The sequence below is a fragment of the Enterococcus canintestini genome (assembly GCF_001885735.1).
Lineage (GTDB): Bacteria > Bacillota > Bacilli > Lactobacillales > Enterococcaceae > Enterococcus_C > Enterococcus_C canintestini.
Map to the genome: position 1 here is coordinate 1 of NZ_JXKG01000032.1, position 20,180 is coordinate 20,180.

Annotated in this window: 18 protein-coding genes and 7 pseudogenes; 7 read left to right on the forward strand and 18 right to left on the reverse strand. The window is 35.3% G+C overall.

Annotation, left to right across the window (positions count from 1 at the left end; translation table 11 throughout):
• Positions 1 to 436: 436 nt before the first annotated feature.
• The 6 genes and pseudogenes from RU96_RS12015 to tnpA all read right to left on the reverse strand — a co-directional run.
• Positions 437 to 1,393, reverse strand: a complete 957-nt coding sequence (locus RU96_RS12015) for a hexose kinase (protein ID WP_071865725.1) — start codon at positions 1,391 to 1,393, stop codon at positions 437 to 439.
• Positions 1,394 to 1,409: 16 nt separating this feature from the next.
• Complete coding sequence (lacD, locus tag RU96_RS12020) at positions 1,410 to 2,402, reverse strand: tagatose-bisphosphate aldolase (protein ID WP_071865738.1); 993 nt, start codon at positions 2,400 to 2,402, stop codon at positions 1,410 to 1,412.
• Between the two features lie 22 nt (positions 2,403 to 2,424).
• Complete coding sequence (locus RU96_RS12025) at positions 2,425 to 3,597, reverse strand: SIS domain-containing protein (protein ID WP_071865726.1); 1,173 nt, start codon at positions 3,595 to 3,597, stop codon at positions 2,425 to 2,427.
• Between the two features lie 11 nt (positions 3,598 to 3,608).
• Positions 3,609 to 4,331 carry a GntR family transcriptional regulator gene (locus RU96_RS12030; RefSeq protein ID WP_071865727.1) on the reverse strand — a complete coding sequence of 241 codons (723 nt, stop codon included), beginning with the start codon at positions 4,329 to 4,331 and terminating at the stop codon, positions 3,609 to 3,611.
• A gap of 936 nt (positions 4,332 to 5,267) precedes the next feature.
• A pseudogene (locus tag RU96_RS12040) lies at positions 5,268 to 5,793 on the reverse strand (recombinase family protein).
• Positions 5,792 to 6,024 (reverse strand): annotated as a pseudogene (tnpA, locus tag RU96_RS13350) (IS200/IS605 family transposase); the annotation flags it as partial. The pseudogenes RU96_RS12040 and tnpA, both read right to left, overlap by 2 nt.
• A 636-nt stretch (positions 6,025 to 6,660) precedes the next feature.
• Between tnpA and RU96_RS12045 the strand changes: the two are divergent.
• The 3 genes and pseudogenes from RU96_RS12045 to RU96_RS13575 all read left to right on the forward strand — a co-directional run.
• Positions 6,661 to 6,798, forward strand: a complete 138-nt coding sequence (locus RU96_RS12045; RefSeq protein WP_143350969.1) for an IS110 family transposase — start codon at positions 6,661 to 6,663, stop codon at positions 6,796 to 6,798.
• 226 nt (positions 6,799 to 7,024) lie between these two features.
• Positions 7,025 to 7,342 carry a hypothetical protein gene (locus tag RU96_RS12050; protein ID WP_071865729.1) on the forward strand — a complete coding sequence of 106 codons (318 nt, stop codon included), beginning with the start codon at positions 7,025 to 7,027 and terminating at the stop codon, positions 7,340 to 7,342.
• A gap of 12 nt (positions 7,343 to 7,354) precedes the next feature.
• Positions 7,355 to 7,564 (forward strand): annotated as a pseudogene (locus RU96_RS13575) (transposase); the annotation flags it as partial.
• Between the two features lie 296 nt (positions 7,565 to 7,860).
• Here the strand turns inward: RU96_RS13575 and RU96_RS13580 are convergent.
• The 4 genes and pseudogenes from RU96_RS13580 to RU96_RS12745 all read right to left on the reverse strand — a co-directional run bounded on the left by RU96_RS13580 (position 7,861) and on the right by RU96_RS12745 (position 8,993).
• Positions 7,861 to 8,025: an IS3 family transposase gene (locus tag RU96_RS13580; protein ID WP_143350970.1), complete on the reverse strand. Its 165-nt coding sequence runs from the start codon at positions 8,023 to 8,025 to the stop codon at positions 7,861 to 7,863.
• Positions 8,022 to 8,321: pseudogene (locus RU96_RS13120) on the reverse strand (transposase); the annotation flags it as partial. The gene RU96_RS13580 and the pseudogene RU96_RS13120, both read right to left, overlap by 4 nt.
• A gap of 28 nt (positions 8,322 to 8,349) precedes the next feature.
• Positions 8,350 to 8,571: a helix-turn-helix domain-containing protein gene (locus RU96_RS12970; RefSeq protein WP_159429701.1), complete on the reverse strand. Its 222-nt coding sequence runs from the start codon at positions 8,569 to 8,571 to the stop codon at positions 8,350 to 8,352.
• 263 nt (positions 8,572 to 8,834) lie between these two features.
• Positions 8,835 to 8,993 (reverse strand): helix-turn-helix domain-containing protein, encoded by a 159-nt coding sequence (locus RU96_RS12745; RefSeq protein ID WP_084035498.1) that lies wholly within the window; start codon positions 8,991 to 8,993, stop codon positions 8,835 to 8,837.
• Between the two features lie 495 nt (positions 8,994 to 9,488).
• On the opposite strand from RU96_RS12745, the pseudogene RU96_RS12070 reads away from it, so the two are divergent.
• Positions 9,489 to 10,485: pseudogene (locus RU96_RS12070) on the forward strand (IS30 family transposase).
• 676 nt (positions 10,486 to 11,161) lie between these two features.
• On the opposite strand, the gene RU96_RS12075 reads toward RU96_RS12070, so the two are convergent.
• The 3 genes and pseudogenes from RU96_RS12075 to RU96_RS12085 all read right to left on the reverse strand — a co-directional run.
• Positions 11,162 to 11,488, reverse strand: coding sequence for a hypothetical protein (locus RU96_RS12075; RefSeq protein ID WP_071865730.1), 327 nt, complete (start codon positions 11,486 to 11,488; stop codon positions 11,162 to 11,164).
• Between the two features lie 15 nt (positions 11,489 to 11,503).
• Positions 11,504 to 11,788, reverse strand: a complete 285-nt coding sequence (locus RU96_RS12080; protein WP_071865731.1) for a hypothetical protein — start codon at positions 11,786 to 11,788, stop codon at positions 11,504 to 11,506.
• 67 nt (positions 11,789 to 11,855) lie between these two features.
• Positions 11,856 to 12,798: pseudogene (locus RU96_RS12085) on the reverse strand (IS110 family RNA-guided transposase); the annotation flags it as partial.
• Positions 12,799 to 13,113: 315 nt separating this feature from the next.
• On the opposite strand from RU96_RS12085, the gene RU96_RS12090 reads away from it, so the two are divergent.
• Together RU96_RS12090 and RU96_RS13585 are read left to right on the forward strand one after the other, a co-directional pair.
• A complete protein-coding gene (locus RU96_RS12090) occupies positions 13,114 to 13,236 on the forward strand; it encodes a helix-turn-helix domain-containing protein (protein WP_071865732.1) in 123 nt (40 codons plus the stop codon).
• A 375-nt stretch (positions 13,237 to 13,611) separates the two neighbouring features.
• Positions 13,612 to 13,755 (forward strand): hypothetical protein, encoded by a 144-nt coding sequence (locus tag RU96_RS13585; RefSeq protein ID WP_159429702.1) that lies wholly within the window; start codon positions 13,612 to 13,614, stop codon positions 13,753 to 13,755.
• Between the two features lie 500 nt (positions 13,756 to 14,255).
• Here the strand turns inward: RU96_RS13585 and RU96_RS13095 are convergent, their stop codons facing one another.
• Complete coding sequence (locus RU96_RS13095) at positions 14,256 to 14,417, reverse strand: hypothetical protein (protein WP_169818353.1); 162 nt, start codon at positions 14,415 to 14,417, stop codon at positions 14,256 to 14,258.
• Positions 14,418 to 15,197: 780 nt separating this feature from the next.
• Here RU96_RS13095 and RU96_RS13360 point away from each other — a divergent pair.
• Positions 15,198 to 15,383, forward strand: a pseudogene (locus RU96_RS13360) (transposase); the annotation flags it as partial.
• 233 nt (positions 15,384 to 15,616) lie between these two features.
• On the opposite strand, the gene RU96_RS12100 reads toward RU96_RS13360, so the two are convergent.
• The 4 genes from RU96_RS12100 to RU96_RS12115 all read right to left on the reverse strand — a co-directional run bounded on the left by RU96_RS12100 (position 15,617) and on the right by RU96_RS12115 (position 19,607).
• Positions 15,617 to 16,468, reverse strand: coding sequence for a formylglycine-generating enzyme family protein (locus tag RU96_RS12100; protein ID WP_071865734.1), 852 nt, complete (start codon positions 16,466 to 16,468; stop codon positions 15,617 to 15,619).
• Position 16,469: 1 nt separating this feature from the next.
• The gene (locus tag RU96_RS12105) at positions 16,470 to 17,933 is read right to left on the reverse strand and encodes a manganese-dependent arylsulfatase (protein ID WP_071865735.1); all 1,464 of its coding nucleotides are present in this window, start codon (positions 17,931 to 17,933) and stop codon (positions 16,470 to 16,472) included.
• Between the two features lie 62 nt (positions 17,934 to 17,995).
• The gene (locus RU96_RS12110; RefSeq protein WP_379924205.1) at positions 17,996 to 18,808 is read right to left on the reverse strand and encodes a PTS system mannose/fructose/sorbose family transporter subunit IID; all 813 of its coding nucleotides are present in this window, start codon (positions 18,806 to 18,808) and stop codon (positions 17,996 to 17,998) included.
• On the reverse strand, positions 18,798 to 19,607 hold the full coding sequence (locus tag RU96_RS12115) for a PTS mannose/fructose/sorbose/N-acetylgalactosamine transporter subunit IIC (protein WP_071865737.1): 810 nt from the start codon (positions 19,605 to 19,607) through the stop codon (positions 18,798 to 18,800). Before RU96_RS12115 ends, RU96_RS12110 begins: the two co-directional genes overlap by 11 nt.
• Positions 19,608 to 20,180 lie beyond the last annotated feature (573 nt).

The window sequence follows — 20,180 nt, forward strand, 5'->3', positions numbered from 1 at the left end:
CAGTCTTTTGAATAATCAACAGTGATTGAACATTCAATCTCGTATCACACAAGTAATTCATTTTTTTCTGAAAAACCTTCCCTATCCATCTCATTGAGTTACCAAAAGGATAGGCTCTTTATTCATCCTAGTAATACACTAAACAAACCAAATAAGCGTTTTCATTTTCCTGGACAAAATAAGTAGATTATACTTTGAATTGTAAAGCTCAATAAAGTTCTTTACAATTCAAAATACTTCTTATTAATTGTTACTCAAACATACTTCTATTTCTATACGTTTTTACATTATTATATCAAATCCTCTTAAACAAAAAAAATCAAACATAAAAGCAATGAAATAGCAACGATTCCAAAAATCCGGCAATAGTGATAAGTTTTACATAGATTCAGATTAACTGAATTGTATGCGTTATCAACTATCCCTTTCTAACATCTTAATTATTAATCAAGCTATCCCTTGATTTTTTTACTTCAACCTTAGAAAAGTAACTCCTTACATTCGCTAAATCAACATGTCCTGTAATACGTTCTCTAGCATTTGCCATACCAGTTGCCATGCACATTCTTAAAATTTCATAAGGGTTCAATTTTTTAGTCATTGCATAAGCAAAACCTGCAATTGTAGCATCACCAGAGCCAACCGGATTTAATACATTAATCTCCGGAATAGTTACTCTGTAAAACATATCACGGTGCTTAGCAATTGCCCCTTCTTTACCCAATGACACAATAATCCATTCAATTCCCTTAAACAAAGGTTCGACTAATGCAAGTTGAATGTCCTCTAAGTATTCCAATGAGAACGTTTTTTCTAATAAATTCTCTAACTCTTCCAAATTGGGCTTAATCATATAAGGCTTGTTCTGACTTGATAAGACTTTTTCTAAACTCACGCCAGAAGTGTCGAGTAAAACTTTTACTCCGTGTGCTTGTGCCGCTTGTACTAATTGTTGATAAAAATCATGCGGCAATCCCTTAGGCAAACTACCCGAAATCGTAATAATCTCAGCTAGGTCTAATAATTCTCGAAATTTATCTGAAAATTTTGCTTGTTCATCCTCAGAAACTATTGGCCCAGATTCTAAAATTTCAGTTTGATTACCTTCATGCAAAACAGCTATAGAGTTACGAGTCTCTTCTTTAATTGTAACAAAGTCATGTTTAATTCCTGCTTTTTCTAATTCAGAAGTAATAAAAGCACCGTGGATGCCTCCTAGCATACCCGTAGCTAAAACATCTCCTTGTAAATCATGAATCACACGAGCAACATTTAGTCCCTTCCCACCAGCCGTTTTTGTTACTTGATTAGTTCGATTAACCGTATTAATATTTAATCGGTCTAATGAATAAGAAATGTCAATCGAAGGATTCATCGTCACAGTTACTATCACGAATTTCCCTCCTGTATTATGATTTTACTTGTATTTTTTTGTGCCAAGAACTAGCCGTTTCTGTAATCACTTTATTTAAACTTTCAATATTTGAACGCCCTTCACTTTGTAACCATTCATACGCAGCTTTTTCCCCTGATTCAACAAATGGCTTGACTCCATTTTTCCATGTTGCACGTCCACAAAGAACTCCATTGAAAGTCGAGCCTGATTCCTTAGCAAAAATCAACGTTTGTTGGAATAACTCAATTGAAACGCCAGCACTCAAAAAGATGAATGGCAACTCTGTTGCTTGACTTTGTTCCAAGAAATGTTTAGCTGCTTCTTCTTTGGTATACGCTATTTCATTCGTACCAAAGCCTTCTACAAATTTCATGTTGACGGGTACTTCAACTTTTAAAACATCTACCTTGTATCGTGGTTTTGAAAATTCCTTCATCATCTCATTAACCTTATGAGGTTTTACTTTGGCATACTCAAGTGAGTTAACGTCTGAATTTTGGGCATCATAAGAAACCAATTCCAAATAAAAAGGTATATCCTCTTCCGCACATTCACTACCTAATCGTTCGACAAAAACATGTTTTTGATGATTGATTGCTGAATCTTCATCGACATCATAATAAAGAAGAAATTTAATCGCATCAGCCCCACGTTCCTTCAAGCGTAAAACAGACCAATCCGCTAATAAATCGGGTAACCGACCGGGAGTTGTTGCATCGTAGCCCGTTTTTTCATAGGCCAACAACAATCCCACATCCTTGTGACGTGCATTCGCAGCGGGAAGACCATATTCTGGATCCAATAAGATTGAAGACGCATATGGCGTCAGCTCGCTAGACACCAATTCTTTAAAATGCTCAATATGTTCAGCCGTAGGTTCCACATTTAAGGCTCTAATCATTTTTTTCAGCGCACCACGTTGATCAATAGCTAAAGCACTGATAATACCATCTTTTGTCGATAGACGGTCCATCGCCTCTTTCTTTCCAGTCGTTAATGTATGCATGGTTTTTCCTCCCCATTGATTCTTATTTATAATCATGAATTGTGACCCCTTTTACAACACGGTTAACTGTTCCAGTTGGTGAAGGCGTATCGGGTTTATTTTCAACCTTAATTGATGATAGCAAAGCGACAGTTTGTGCGACCATGATATACCCTAATGCTAAGTAACCATCAGGCAATAATTCTGTTTCAGTTGTAAATTCAAATTTAGCACCAGAAAAATTTCGTTCTCCTGGCTGAGTAATAGCAAAAACCCCAGAAGCGATTTTATCCTCTCTAACTTCTTCTAAGACATCTAAATCATAATTTCGTGTATATGAGTCATTATTGATGAACCCAAACATAATTGTTTTTTCATTAATAAATGATTTTGGTCCATGACGAAATCCCATAGATGAGTCAAAAACAGTTGCAATTTTTCCAGCTGTCAACTCTAAAATTTTCAACTGTGCTTCTCGAGTTAGACCAGCCAAACTTCCTGACCCAACGTACACAACCCGATCAAAATCAAGTTCGACAATTTTTTTAATCTCATTTTCCCGAGCAATAACTTCTTTTCCTAGACCACTTAGCACGTTCACATATTTTTGTTTCTCCGCTAATGTTGTTTGATCAAAAATTAATAATGAGCCAAGAGTCATACAAGAAAAGCTACTAGTCATCGCAAATCCAGCATCATTCGATCTATCAGGCATTAAGAATAAATAACAATTATCCTTATTTTTAGTTAATTGGGCTAGCTTTCCCTCTTCAGCGCAGGTAATTGACAAATGATGGATAGTATCAACTACTTGATTGGCCAATTCTACTGCGGCCAAACTTTCTGGACTATTTCCACTACGAGCAAATGAAACTAATAACGTAGGTTCATCTTTAATTAAATATTCTAACGGTTTTGCAACAATATCGGTGGTTCCAATACTTTCAAAACTAAAATTTTTCAAGTCCCCATGTTGGCGTAAGTAAGGAACCACTGTATCCCCCACATACTGTGAAGTTCCAGCTCCAGTAAAAATAACTCTTGTTCGTTGCCCTTTTGCTTGACTTTTAACTCTTGATAAAAAAACTTCCAACTTTGCCTCTGTCGATTTATAAAGAGCAATTACCTCTTCCCAAAGTTCTGGTTGTTGACAAATCTCACGAGTTGTAATTTCCGCACCCATTTGCTCCAATTGTTCTTTTTCTAGTGTAAACATATTTAGTCCTCCTAATTATTTCGAACATGACGAATCCGATAATGAAACTGATCTGCTCGTGCTACACTTAATGTAAATTCAATGATTTCATTTTTTATACTATAAGTTTGTCTTGCTAAATGAAGAACCGGAGCTCCCTTTGGAATCATGAGCTGTTTTGCATCATCTTTTGACGCTAAACTAGCGTATAATTCTTCATCCGCCAAACGAATCATTTGATCAAAATCCACAAACAAGTCATAAAGTGGCTTTTTTCGTAAAAGTTGGCTATTTAAATTCATGAAAAATTTGACTGGCAAATACGTATCTTCAATCATTAAAGGTTCACCATCAGCAATCCGCAAGCGACTTATCTTAAAGACTGTTTCCCCCGGCGAAAGATTTAAATGATGAGAAACAAACTTATCAGCCTTAATCCTTTCAAACGCTAAAATTCTTGTCTCAGGAATTCTACCGAGACTTTTCATCTGTTGAGTAAAGCTGTAAGACCCACCTAAATCCACATCTTTTTTTAGAGCAGAGACAAAAGTCCCCTTCCCATGACGTCGATATATATATCCGATATTTTCTAATTCCTTCAACGCCAAGCGAACAGTCGTTCGACTAAGCTGATATTGTGCTGCTAACTCTCGTTCAGATGGCAGTTTATCATGTGGGATCATGTTAGCTTTAATTTTTTCTTTTAAATGATCAACAAGTTGATAATATAAAGTTTTTTTTTGAAACTTTTCCATGGGTGTCTCCTATCCTTTTATCGGTTATAACCACAAATTAATAGTAAAATGGTTTTTTTATCTTTGTCAATGAAAACTTTTTATTTTAAAAGCCCAACCTACAAATATTTATATATCAGCATCCTCTTTTATTATTCATGCGTTTTTTGATTATAATTAAGCGCTCTTTATTTATTTCTGCTAAAATTGGTCAAAAAAATTAATACCACTTTGTAACAATTTAATAAAGTAATTACCTGAAAAACATTTTTCATCTCTATCTAGCTAGTTCGCCTATAGTAATTCCCCATTGCCTTTTTTCAATTCATTGAAAACACTTAATCAAAAATCTGCTTCACTTTTCAATCATTTTGAGTTGCTTCATTGCTTTTCATCAATTACAACATAGTTTCCTTGATACAATTTATATACTTTTGGCAGTCACCACAAAATTGACTATTCTTTCCTAGTTCTCTTTTACCCCATTCCCGCAAGCACATGGAACAAAAGCAATATAGTTAATTTTGTTCCATGTGTTGATTTCGATTCCCACATAATCATATGCTTTTCAATCCACCTCTTGTTATTATCCTCGTAATATATGTATTTAGATATAGCAATCACCCATTCTATACACCATCAAGGAGCGTGATAGATAAACAACATCTTGTTATTACCGCAACTCTTTGACCCGACCCAAATTCAATTTTTTAGGTCGGGGTTAGTTCAGTGTACCTCAATTAGGTGATTAGATATAGATAGTTTTAATTTTCATCTTGACTTACTACTATTAGACTTATAACTATATTCTTTAATCATTTCCTTGAATTCTCGTTTTGTTTTAGGATTCGTCCGTATGACTTCTTCAGTTAATTTTAGAAATACCTGTTTAACCTACTCTCAAAAATAATCAATGGGTTCCTCTTCTTCCTTTACTCGTATCACCTTTGAAAGTCTTTAAGTATCTTCTCTTTTTGTGTCTACTTTATTGACATCTATCCATTCCTTTGCTTGTTTTTTGATTTGTTTGAGAGCAGATAAAGAAATACCTGTTTTCTTTTCTACTTCTCGCATGCTATTTGTTTCCATTAGTGCATGTTTGTATTTTATTGTTCGTTCTATGCATTTTTCCCTTCTTGAGTGCACGTCCCAATTAGGGCTCATTCAAATTGTGTAAAGCTACTTAACATATTCATCATCAACATTTGTATCGAGTCATTTTTGTTTGGCTCAAAGATTAGGGTAGTGTCTAGGGAGTTGATAGTCACTCCGAAACTATTTAAAGAAGAGATATTCGAATTTAAATCAACAATACTTCTAGCCAAGCGATCAATTTTTGTCACAAGAACTTTATCACCATTTTTTTACGGAAGAAAGTAACTCTTCTAATTCTTTTCGCTCCCATATATTTTTTTGCATCAGTTTATTCTAGTTTTTGAATCTGGTTTTTGTAATCTTGATCACTAGCACTTACTATTGCAATATTTCAACTCTGCATGACGGTCAAATATCATTAAGCTACTTTGTCCTTTTAATAGCGCATAAATTAAGAAACACTTAACTTTGGTAGAACACTTACAAACAAATGAATATGATCTGCACAGGCATTAAGTATCTTTACCCCCTTCTTTCACAGAGTGTGCAATTATTCGCCTATGTTTTCTCTATATTTCCCATAAATAATCTGTCTACGATATTTTAGTGCAAACAAAATGTGATACTTACATCTCCATTTACTATGTGATTAACTTGCTTTATCCTTTTCCATAAAGGCACGTCTATCTTTGTTGGTGATACGGCTGAGAAACCAGAATTAGCTTGCAATTTGAGAGGGCCTTTTTAATACCACATTGGAAGCTCTTTTGAACCACCAACAGAGCAGGTGGTTTTCAAACATACAATAAATGTAAAAGTGAGGCGCGCCGCCTCTAAACCATGTTCTGAAACCTTCGCTTATGTTTTCGGAGGAGAATTGTCGTAAGGGGACACATACTCGAGGCCTTTTTATTGGCGTCCACCCGAACCCATATAAAAAACAGAGTGATTTTCTTCTTTTCCGTTGAACCAACTGTCGCTTCACGCACGAATTAAAAATTAGAACAATTTTCAAGAAGTGAAGCTGTCACCGAATTTTTTAGAGGAGGAGATTTATATGGAAACAAACACAATGGAAGGGCAACTGTTTGTGCTGGATTAGACGTTCACACAAAACGGGTTGTCGCTTGTGTAATTCATGGGCTCCCTCAACTCTTTACGAGCGAAAAAGGAGATCCGCACCTTTGGAACACGAACGTTTGAGTTGCGTCAACTTGGAGAACGGTTAGTCAAAAAAGAGGGTGAAAAGGTCTTTATGGAAAGTACTGGACACTATGGGTGTCCCAATCGGAGGAAGGTGCTAGAAACAGTTGAATTGACGCTTTCTTTGGTGAATCCTCAAAGAATTAAAGGGATTCCCGGACGTAAAACCAATCAAAAAGATTCTGAATGAATCACTCCACTTGGTCGATTAAGGCTTGCCGCCTCGAACTATCTTTCTAGTCGAGAAATTCAAGAGTTGCGTTCATTCACTCGGGCTAGGAAATCTTCTATCAACGAACGGACGCAACCTCGAAATCGCGTGCAGAATGTGCTCCAGCACGCGAATATCAAACTCGCCGATTTTATCGCGGAGATTTTTACTGGTTCCGGGTTGAAATATTTAGAGTTACTACTAAATGGAGAAAAAATCACCGAGCAGCTTCTCCGCCAAACCATTTCGAAACGCTGAAAACATTGTCCAGCACAGACATTGTCGAAGCGATGAACGGAACAATTCCCAACACTCAGCGGAGTCTTTTAGAAAGTCATTTGGTTCGATCGAACGGATTGCCGAAGAAATTCACGTGTTGAATGAAGCAATTGAGGAAATCACCTCGAAATACGCTGAGAGTATAGCGACTTTACAAACCCTTCCTGGGGTGAAAAAGACAGGGGCAGAGAGTATCTTGGCAGAAGTCGGGCCATTCGCGACTTCAAAACAGTTGGCAAAGTAGGCAGGGCTTTGTCCAGGGAGCTACGAAAGTGGCGGTGTTCGAAAGTCAGCCCACATTAATGCTGGAAATAACTATCTGAAAACAGTTCTTTATCCATGTGGTGGAACCGCAGAACGTTCGAATAATCCAACGTTTTCAGAATTTTATGATCGGGTTTCCAGACGAGGGAGTAAGAAGAAAGCTAGTATTCCCTGTGCACACAACCCCCTAAGAATCGTTTAAAAGATTCTTTCAGAACAAACCAATCAAGGAAAAGAAAAATCCTCACTAGCTGCAACGAACAACTAGTAAGGAACAATTAAAAATTTCCCACCTCAATTATAATACGAGTAAGAATTTTTTGTGCCTTTTTCAAATAAATAGTTTCATTAAAAAAGACCACATCAGTTATGGTCGGCTGCCCGTCAATAGGACAATGAAATATTTAAAGATTTTGAGAGCTACTTTCGTTTGATGAAGGATAGCTTTTTTGACTATTCAAGAGATAACTTTCACGCTATCTCTTGGTGAATCATGTTTTAGGCTGCTCGATAATATAAGTTATGGTACTCTATCGGTGTCAATACCTGTAATTTTCGTTGATAGCGCACATTGTTGTAATAGTCCATATAATTCTTGATCATTGCGACCAACTCTGTACGACTCGTAAATTTCTTGCCGTAATACTTTTCTCGTTTGATCATTCCCCAAAACCTTCCATTGAACCATTATCGATACATTTTCCAACATAGGACATGCTTTGGGTCATTCCAGCTTCAACGATTCGTTTGCAAAAATTCTGATGCGTATATTGGAATCCACGATCACCATGAAAAAGAGGACTCACTTCTGTTTCAATTGCTTGATCAAAGGTATCAAAAAAAATGACGTAAGAAACAATTCGACGATCATAAAGGTCTAAAATCGCGCTTAAATACACTTTATGGATTTCCGGCCCCTCATAATACTTGAATTCCGTTACATCTGTTAGCCATTTTTGATTCGGCGCTTCGTCAGTAAACTCTCATCTAAGATGTTTTCAGCAGTGTGTATGGTCGATCTGCTCGTTTTGTAATACTGTTGGCAGAATGTTTGATTGTCGATTGAATCCTTTCATACTGGCAGATATGCAACACGCGTTTGTCATTGACATGGATATCGTGTTCTCGATTCAAGATATCGTTGATACTACGATACCCTTTTTCAGGAAGCTCATCATGAATACCTCGAATCACTTTTGCTAACGACATATTTTCTAACGTTCTTTCACTGTAGGGATGTTTGATCCACCTCAGATACGCAGAACGAGTGACGTTCATGATCTTGCAAATCGGAAGAATTGCGTATCCTTTTTCTTCATGAAGTTCTTTGATTGCTTCGTAAGCAACGATCTTTCTGACTTGTCCTAGCGATCTCTTCTTTCTAATTCCTTTACTTTTTAATAGAGCAATTTCCATCTGTTAGTATTTTACTTATTCTTCGAGGGATTCTGATTTGTGCTTCTTCTGGCGTCCTACTTTCTTGTTTGGCTTTTTTGTCCGCGACGATCTTCTAAACCAGCCCTGCTTTTTTCGTAGCGTTGTACCCAATTGTAGAGATTGGTATATTTTACTTGGAATTTGACCGCAGTTCCACTGTAATCATAGTTGTTGGCAATGCAATAGAGCACCATTTCTACACATTCTTCTAAACTAAATTTTTTATTTGTCTCACGTTGCTTCCACCGCTTTCTGATTTGAAGTCTCTAGGAATATTATATCTTTTAATCTAGTCTAAAAGTTGTGTTCTACTTCTTAATTATATCTTTTAGCTACTGTTCTTGATTATCTGTTCCATTCAGATAATCAAGAACAGCTTCAAATTTCAATTCTTTGGAATAGCACTTGTTCGTTTTTGCGGCGAGTAATCCAGTTGGTCCTTCATTTTTATAAATGGCGCACCAATTCTTAATAGTCCCTATAGCAACACCAGCTTCTTTAGCTACCTAACTTAGGCCACTTTCTTTATTCAGATATTTTTCTACAAACATCACTCGGCTTTCAGCACTGAGCTTCATCTTCTTTTACCCTTTGAATATACACTTTAAGTGCAACACATAAAAAATGACTCATAATCAATATCCAACTAGAATAGGTTTGTCGAGAACACTACTAGGAGGAAGACAATTATGAGCCAGTACCATCATCTTACCCTACTCGAAGGAGAAAGAATCTTTCTCCTTCATGAAGAAGGTGTTTCTATTAGAAAAATCGGCAACGACATTCATCGTAGCCCGTCTACCATTTCACGTGAATTGAGAAGAAACAAGGAGAAAACCTACTCACCTTCCAAAGCAGACAAAAAGTATACTTCTCGTAGAAAGAATTGCGGGCGTCATAACCTTCTAAAAGAGCCGCGAATTTGGTCAATTGTTCGTCATTTTTTTGTCGATTTTCAATGGTCTCCAGAGGAAATCTCCAATCGTTTGAAGCTTGAACAGGTGGACTTCTCCATCAGTTTTATCACGATCTACCGTGCCATTTACAACGGTATTTTCGATACAGAACCACTCTCCCCTGGCAATAGAGGACTGATCCGTTCATTACGTCATCGAGGAAAAACAAGACATACCAAAAATCACGTCGAGACTCGTGGAAAAATACGCATTACGCATTCAATCCATAACCGTCCAAAATCCGCAGACGATAGAAGTGAGTTTGGACATTGGGAAGCCGATACTGTAGCTGGAAAAACTGGTGGTGCTTGTTTAGTGACGTTGACAGATCGTAAATTCAAGGTATTTATTGGGAGGAAAAGTCGAGAAAAAGTTATCCCTCTTCGTTCGAGATAAAATGATTCAATGATTCTCTTCTATCTCTTCAGAAAAAGTGAAAACGATAACTCCTGACAGAGGAAAAGAATTTTTAAAACATTCGGAAGTAACTAACGTATTAAAAGGTATTCTGTTTTATTTTCCTGATCCACATGCTCCTTGGCAACAAGGAACAAATGAAAATACGAATGGATTACTTAGAGAATATTTCCCTAAAAACAAAGAGATGGATACTGTTCCTGATAGCTATATTGAACAGACTATTCTCAAGCTAAACTTACGACCAAGAAAATGCCTAAACTGGAAAACACCCTATGAAGTATTTTTTGATAAAACGTTACACTTAATTTGACAATTCAAGGCCCAAAAATTTCATGACTAAATATCGATTTTTTATTTATAACGAAAATATAATGGGCATATTCAACTGCAAACAAGGCTTATTAATAATAAAAATAAAAAGGCATACTAATGTGTAAACGTTCTCTTTTGTGGCATGTTAAAATAAAAAAGAGTGATAAAAATGAATTTTATCTATGACCTGGAATCTAGATACGAAAAAATTAATCAATATGAAAAAAGGCTACGGCATTCAGAAATAAAATAGACTGTTATTACAAATTATTGTCTTTTTACTATTCGAAGAGAATAAAAAAACTTTATGAGGAAATTGATTATTTTCAAAAAAATAACTGTTTTGTATATATCATTGATAGTTGTTTAATATTCTCTCTATGCAAACAGTACTGGTGCTACTGGCTATTTCTATTGTAGTAAAATTTATTGTACGTTACTATTTGTTTCTTGGAATTTGGATGATTATAACATGGGAATTGCTGATTTCACACACAAAAAAGCACTCTAAAACTTCTGAGATTGTGTTTTAGGATGCTAATAAGGAAAAACTTATGAAAAGAGACTTAGGAACGCTGGTAGACGTTCTTGGAATTAATTATCGCAATTATAAATTTGCTTTAGAAGATCCCAATGTCCAATAAATCCATAATCAAAAAGTTATTTTGGACGAATTAACTAATCAAAGGACCGCCAACTGAACGCACATCTTTTAAAGCATCAGATTGAAAGAATTGGACAAAAGCATTCCAATGTTTTTTTGTTTCGTCAGAAATTTCAATGCTATGGAATCCTATTAATTTGCTGATTCTTGCATAGAAACGAGATATAGCATAATCAGAAGCTTTATAACTAGCTTTAGGATTTTCTAAAATTTGCAAAGTATCATGAATCATATTTTGAACTTCTATATCGTATACTGAAAAACGTGCGGATTGATTAAAACTGCAACTAAATTCATCGATTAGAGAATATGCTTGCTTTCGTAGTTTTTTTTCCATAAAAACACCTCATTTTTAAGGAAGATGACCCCCTAGAGCTCCTGTAATTCCAGAATTTATTGTATTATTTATTGTATTTGCTACAACAGTATTCCAATTTACTCGACAGATACCAGACTGCATATTCTTTTTGGTATAAGGATAGCCTTTTTTACACTCAATATTATCGCTAATGTTACTGAAAGGCGAATAATATCCAGGAGTAACTGTCGCCTCTGCTTTATCAGTTGGTAAAAAGATAGCCAAACCTAGCACAAATACTGCAAATAAACTGACTAAAAACTTAGGTTTATTAAACATATAATCAACTTCCTGTTAAATAATTTTATTCGTTCATTCATCAATATTTTATCAAAATGAAACGTTATTGTCCAGACTGTGTCACAGAAGCATCTGTTCTACAACTAGTTTTTTTGATTAGAAAACTTATGTATGTCTCCAATTTCACCAAGAATAATGGCTCCATTTATAGGCCCAATTCTAGGAACACTGAGAATAACAGAGTCTAAAGTGTCCATTATTCGCCGTATTTCTTTGTCTGTTTTCTTCACTTGGCTTTCGATAAATTTCAGTTGTTCAATCATTGAACATAATTGGAAAGTAAAGGCCTCTTGGGCAAACGTCACTCCAAAGGAGTTAGCAGCAGCTTGCTTTAATTGACTCGCTTTCTCTGGCTTGCTTCGATTTCTACTTAACTTGGCCAATTATTGATCTAAAGTTTCCACAAAAATAGACTCTAGTTCCATCGGGAAACTAAACTCAAGTAATAGCTCTTTAGATGCTTTTCCGAAAATACCCTGCTTAGTGAAAATTCATGCATATTCGGGAAAGACTTGATCAAGCACAGCTATGATTTTTCTTTTAAAGTAGCTTGCTGTTCCGACTAAATAGGTTCGATAACGTGAAAGTTACTTCAATGAAAAAAACATTTTCGCCAGATAATACGGTTTCGACAAATGACCATAGCGCATTAAGTCAGCAATCAAAACAGAATCAATAATATCATTTTTTCGTTTTCTGATTTCTGTTCCTTTGCGCCAGCCATCGGTTTGAAGAGGATTCACAACGTGAATTAAAAAATCTGATTCGTGGAGATACGAAAAATAGATAGCCAATAATGACCAGTCGCTTCCATTCCGACAACAAAATCAGCAGGAGTTTCTGAATATTTTGACAGTTGATCGACCAAGGATTCTGCCCCTTCCGTCGTATGTAGGAAGGGAAAAACCTTTTAGTAATACTTTTCCTTCTTCATTCATTACAGAAACTACGTGAGTTCGCTTGCCGATATCAATTCCTAAGAAGTACATGCATTTGACCTTTCTAAAAAAATATTTTGGATTGAAATCCACTCATCTGAAAAGCGTCACTACCTTGTACGAGATGCGGAGTAAAGCAAAACCTTTCAACATCTAACCCATACGTAATCCAGTTATCAGAGAGAGGTGCCAGTCTTTCGATTACGAGTTTTAAAACTCAAGGAGCCAACTGCAAGACCTCTCAATCCAATAAATATATTATCTCAAAATGAATGAGGTAATACCAAATTCGATGGTTCATAAGGAGATCCAATCAAAACCGGAAGGTTAAAACCCTAACTCTAATATACAAGGAGGGAGGAATTCTTGAAAAAATATACACATTTAACCGATCTTGAGCGTAATTCGATTGCTTATTATTTGAATCAAGGATTCAGTTATTCAAAGATTGGTCGTTTGTTGGGTCGAAGTGATTCTACTATTGGTTGAGAAGTAAAGCGAAATTCAAAAGAAGATGGACAATATGAGCCCGCCTATGCACAAGCAGCTTCCGAGGAACGGTTCTCTTCAAGAAAAACGTGTGAGAAATTAACACCTGAGGTAAAAGAACAAATCAATCAGTCGTTATCTTTAAATTGGTCGCCGTGAGTATTAGTGATGTTTATCGGAAACAGGAACGGAATTTCCCTAGTTTTTTGTTCCATCTATATGTTAAAAAATGAGGTTGTTTGTTCGTTAACAGCAGATAATGGGAAAGAATTTTCAAATTATGAAGAGTTAGAAGAAAAGTTACAAGTACACGTTTATTTTGCGGTTCCTTATTGTTCTTGGTAGCGTGGGATAAATGAGAATACGAATGGTTTATTGCGTGAATATGTTTCAAAGGGGAAAGATATTGCGCAAGTGACACAAGAAGAATTAGATCATTATATGTATTTGATCAATACTCGCCCACGTCGGATTTTTGGTTTTTGTACAGCATTAGATCAGTATCAATCAAGTGCATGAGAAACGGTTCTATAGTTTGAAAAAGAGGTACAAATTTTTTAAAAAGAAAAATGGTGTCTTTAGTTTGTGTTGTCTAAAAAGCAAGGGAAATCCTTGATTTTAGGCTTTTTAGTATCACAAAAATTTAAATTTTTTTCTGCAATATACTTGAGGAATTCCCCTCTGTTCTTTTTGAAAGCGCACTCAACATATCAGGTATACATTTTTATTAAAAACATGCATACTGATTATGAATCAGAGAAGTAAATAGATGGTGTCCAATCTCTTAATAAAAGGGAGTTTCATAATTTTATCCTAGAAGGGAGTAAGTCTGTCTGTATTTGAAGCATATCACTGATAATTGCCTTTGCAATATTAATTTTGCTAATACAGATAACAAAAACAAAAAATAACCACCTAACACTTTAACTGAAGGTAGATGGTTAAAAACTATTTATCCAAGTCAACGTTTTTTTAACGGCTCTAGTATCACTCATACTGTACCATTTTAATACTTGTTTTTAACTTTCTTTTTTTGCTAATTTTAATTTAACTTCCTCTACACTCATGCTTTTTAAAAGTCTTTGTACTTCAGAAGCAACATTTTCTGTTTGAATGTTTGTAAAATATAAATTTTTCATCGCCAACATAACATATAAACCTATATCTTTTTCAGTTACCATACTATCCCCCCCACCTTATAACTCGCAATGTAATCCCTTCCAAATAAAATTTTATTATGTTTCGATTTTTATATCAAGTACTTCTGTTTTTCTTGAACTCTCTTATTGCTCACTAAAAAATAAGAGAAGCATTGAACCGCCAGCAATTTTTTGTAATTTTATATTACTATTTTCTTTTACATTTTGCATGTTAGAACACACACCTTTAAATAATATTTTTATTACGGTGCTGCTGTAACATACGCATTAGTTAATAGTAAAAATCTTCCTGAAATTAGTATTAAAATTAATACCCAATTTAAATACATCAAAAGTTTACAAACAACACATATTTTAAAAGTATCTCTTTTCCTTTTCAAAAAATGATCTCCCATACCTTAACCCCAAATATTTTGACTTCGTTGTTCGCGAACATATTATTCAACTTCCGCTCTATCTGTTATTTTCTCTTCTCCAGATTCCAAATATTTCTGTAATATAGCCCATGTCGGTTTCTCTCCATACGCTTCAGTCCAAGCTAACATCAATTTTGCTAAAGAACGGTTAAACGACAGCCACTTTTGTTTATGACAAATGGATAAAATGGCGCAATTTTGGTTGGGCGTATCTAACCGAAAGTAAAGTCGTGGATCTCTGACGAATTACGAATCGTCTATTTTTACTATCAAGAAATTCTTCAAGCGCTTCACGACATAGAGGCGGACACTTTCTTTAAACTTGTAGGAACGATGTCCAATTCCATTCCAAAAGAACTGAACTGCACCCTATAAAAAGGCTTTTATAAGCTATGAATCCGGCATTCGTTTAGCCCTAGAATTGCCTTATTCAAATGCCAAAATAGAAAAGCTGCATACCCACATCAAAGCATTAAAACGAGTCTCTTATGGATTTCGAAGCTTTCGGAAAATGAAGACCAGAATTTTCTTACTAAATAATCTGATTCCCTGTGAATCAAAAAGCATCTAAAGTAGAAAAGGAATTCTACCTTAGGTGTTCTTATCTCATTCTGTCAGTCCTATTTGACAAAGAGCCCCATTCAACAGCATCTTTGCGCCATCACTTGAGCGAAGAAAAACAAAAGAAAAAGGGAAACGCAAAGCATCTCCCTTCAGTAATTAATGAAAATCACACTGCCTTCCATTCAGGATGAATAGGGTTATAAATTCAATCTACTGATGAACGTACTTCTATAAATCAAACTATTCTCGGATACATCGAAACCCTAAATGACTACTCGTAGACATAAAATCCGTCCCATTTCTGGCGGCTACTCTGTATCTGTTACAGTAGGAACAGTGGCATAGAAAAGATCCCCCTCTTATAGCATATTCACCTGATAATGAATTCTTATCCTCAATATTAAATGAATTAACATTAAATTCATCTAGCATGGCGTATCGAGGATTTCTGCACCACTCCCATACATTCCCAATCATCTGATACAAACCCCAATTATTGGGTTCATAAGTATATACTGGTGCTGTGCCAAGGTATCCATCCATTTTAGTATTTTTAATTGGGAATTCCCCTTGCCACGTATTTGCATGATACCTATCTCCCTCAGTTAAAGAATCTCCCCATGTGAAAATAGATTTTGTTCCTGCTCTTGCTGCAAATTCCCACTGAGACTCTGTCGGTAAACTTGTATTGGCCCAGTTGCAAAACTCTAGTGCATCAATCAAAGAAACATGGACTACTGGATGATTTTCTATACCTAAAAGGTCACTGTGAGCCCCATACGGATGGGCCCAATTAGCCCCTGTAACTTTTCTCCACCAAGGCATTCCCATTACGTATGGATACTCTTGCTTATCTTTTTCCAAAATTAATTTTTCAAAGACGAATGAATACCCTTGCCTCTCTGCAACAGTTACATAATTCGTTTCCTTCACAAAAAGTTGAAATTCTTTATTTGTAATTGGTGTATCACAAATCTGAAAATCATTTACTATAACCTTCTTTGGCGGATATTCGTAATCTTCAAGAAATCCTTCCTCTGATTTAGTACTCCCCATAAAGAATTGATTACCTTCTATATCTACAAAGTTCATATTACTTTGCCTGTCTTTCCTTTAAAGTTGAAACAATACTTGATACTTCTACTTGAGTTAAATGCCCATCTTTAACAAAACCCTCTTCTCTATCCCATAAATACCCTATTAATTTATGTTTCATTTCATGAATAACGGCTGCATATTTTTCATCATCGTACAGGTTTTCCATTTCATTTGGATCATCTATCATATTAAACAATTGATACGTATCTTTTACGGGAAACCAAATAAATTTCCATTGTTTCGTTAATATATATTGGCTAGAATTTACTCCCAAACTGTGTTCTCCATGAATTTCTTGTCGCCATCCTTCATAATTCCCAAAAAGTAGTTGCTTAACACTTTTACCGTCAGTATCTACAAATCGACCTAATGACAAATCAAGCAGTGAAGGAAATATATCTTGTATTTTTACAAGCTCTTTTATTGTATGGTTCTTAGCCGCAATTAAATCTCCTGGATCATAAATAAACGACGGAATGCGGATACTTCCTTGATAAGGATAGCCCTTTCTAAATAGGTAATGTTCTCCTAACTGATCTCCATGGTCTGAAATAAACCAAATGATTGTATCCTTATCATGTCTAAATTCTTTTAAAGCCATTAAAAAACGATTAATCTGATGATCAATATGAGAAATGAGCCCATAATATCCAGCGAGCATTCTTTTTTGATCATCTTTTTTCAACTTTCCCTTTAAAGCAGTGATATCTGGAACAATCGGCTCCAATTCCTCCCAATTACCAATATGCAGATCCGCAGTCTCCATCAATCTATCCATATACATATCAAAATAATATTTAGGCGGGTTTAACGGAGCATGGGGTTTCTCAAATGAAAGTTTTAAAAAAAATGGTACAGTTGGATCTTTTCTTCGTAAAAACTTTATCCCTTCTGTAACTACCCAATTTGTTGGATGAAACTTTTCTGGGTATATCCAAGGTCGCGCTTCCCATGAATTACAATTTAAACCATCATCAATCAGGTCTGCCTCTGAACCTAAACCTTCCTTTAAAAACATCAAATAGTCACTAGAATATTCAAATTGTTCTCCGTAACGTTTATCATATTTCCGATCAACATGAAGATAACCATCATGTAATAATACATGATCAAATCCTAAACGCTTTCTTGAAGGGTATACATGCATTTTCCCGATACATTCTGTTTGATACCCATACTCTTTGAATGTTTTTGGAAGTGTTTTAGTAAAATTCCATGGTATTTCGTCTTCATAACCAACCCTTCCAGAATTTTCTGGGTCTAAACCTGATAACAATGCTGCTCTTGCAGGCACACAACTTGGAACTGGAGAATAACAGTTTTCAAAATTATACCCTTGGCTAGCCATCATATCTAATGTAGGTGTACTAACAAACTTATCTTGACTATTCAAAGATAACGCATCTGCACGCATTTGATCTACCACGATTAAAACAACATTCGGTTGATTTTTTTCCATATTTAGGGACCTCCAGTTGTTAATAATAATACTTGATGAATGGCATTATTAAATTAAATCTATTATAAAACTGACAAAATATTTAAAGCATGTAACAGTATTGATAAAACTAAGAATATCCAAATAACTTTATTCGAATTGAGACTTTTTTTACTCAACAAATAATACGCTAATAATACTAAAGTAACTGGTACTATAGCAGGCATGATGGGATCTAGCATTTCAGTTTGAAAGGATAACTTTTTATCCCCGATGACTAACTTAAATGGAACCCCAACTTTTATTACACTAGGAATTAATCCACCTACTACTACTATACCTAGCAAAGTTGCTGATTCAGTTAAATCTTTCAATAAACCACCTAAACTAGACACCAATTTTTTCCCTTGACTAAAAGCGATTGGCAACTCAAAATATCTCAAACCTAATACGATAACAGCTACAATTAACCAAAGTAATACACCTAAAGGATTTCCTTCTAACCCCATATAAGCAGCTAACGACCCAAAAATTGTCGGGATTACCGCGCCAAACAATGAGTCTCCTACGGCTGCAAATGGTCCCATCATACTTGTTTTAATTGCCGCTACAGCATCTTTTGATTTACTTCCGTCTTCTGCTTGTAGCGCTAAATCAATCCCAATGATAAACGCACTTAAAAATGGACTAGTATTATAAAATTGCATTTCTGACTGTAATACAGTTTTTAGTTCCTTTTTGTCTTTATATAATTTTTTTAAAGCTGGATATATTGCTCGAACATAGGCAACGTTCATCATTCGTTCATAGTTCCAGCCTAATTGAGCACCAAACATGTATCTTAAACTAACTTTCCTTAAATCTTCGGTGCTTAATTTACTAACATCAGACTTCATCATCTTCAACCTCCCCATTAATATCTGTATAATTATTTGCAACTAATTTTGATTCTAATAGATGACCCTCCTGTAATTTTTTATAATGAATAAGTGCAGCCGCTAAGCCAACAAAAGAAATTCCCATCATTGGAATTTTAAAATAGGCAGCTAAAACATATCCAATAATTAAAAAACCAACGAATTTTTTAATCGGTAAATAATGTAATAAAATAGCTATCCCAACAACTGGTAGCACCGCTCCTGCTAATTTTAATCCTCCCATAAGCCAATCCGGTGCATAATTTAATACTGTGTTAACTACTTCATTGCCAAAAATCAAACACAAGCCTACTGGTATTGCTCGAGATAACGCAATAGGAATCAAACTTAACCATGCTTCGAAGCTAATCTTGTGAAAATTTTCTTCCTCTATGTGTTTATCCACACGATGCAAAAAATATACTCCACAAAAACGAGCTAAAATATCTAATTGAACCAGTAATAACCCTACCGGAACAGAAATACCTATTGCAAATTCAATTCCTTTTCCGCTAACGACACCTAACGCTGTCCCAATTATTGCTCCTGTACCAAAATCCGGTATGGATGATCCTCCAAATGTTCCTACACCTAAAACCATTAATTGTAATGTTGCACCTACTAATAAACCTGTTTTAATATCTCCCATTATAATACCTGCTAGAAAGCCGGCAATTGCGGGTTTACTTAACTGTAACCCAGAAATATATGGATCTATCCCACCTAACATAGCTAAAACAATTAAAAGAAAAATCTGAAGCACAGAAATATCATTCATGATTATAGTCATTTCCTTTCGTGGTTCCGCTAGCAAAACAACACCTTGTTACTTGGTGTTGTTTTTGCTAGCGGAACTTTATTTTTAAAGTAAACTTTCTTGGAGAAACCTCTACACACTACAAATTGAAAAAAGAAAAATAAATATGGAACACCATCTTTCGGTCCTGGATAATTGCATGTGTAGTTTAAGTTTTCAAATATGACTAACGGTGAATACCCCTAAAATTATAGAAGAGATTTTACACACTTTTAAAATCATGTGCCTTAATCGTTGTGACATCGATATCCACAAGCAATTTCTTATCCTATAATACAGTCATCAACAATGAAAAATCCTCCGTATAAAGACACATCCTACTCCAACTTTTACAACAAGTTGAAAAAACATTTTTGACACTACATTATTCACATTTGTTTTGAATCTGTCGGAAGTTAGGGGTGATTTCACTGCATACGCCTTATATCTCATAATCATCTCAACGCGTTTTATGGCTCTTCACTAGGAGCGCTGTAACTAACTCAATTCACCTAATAATAATTATTATTTGATTAACAACGACATAAAGTCGTC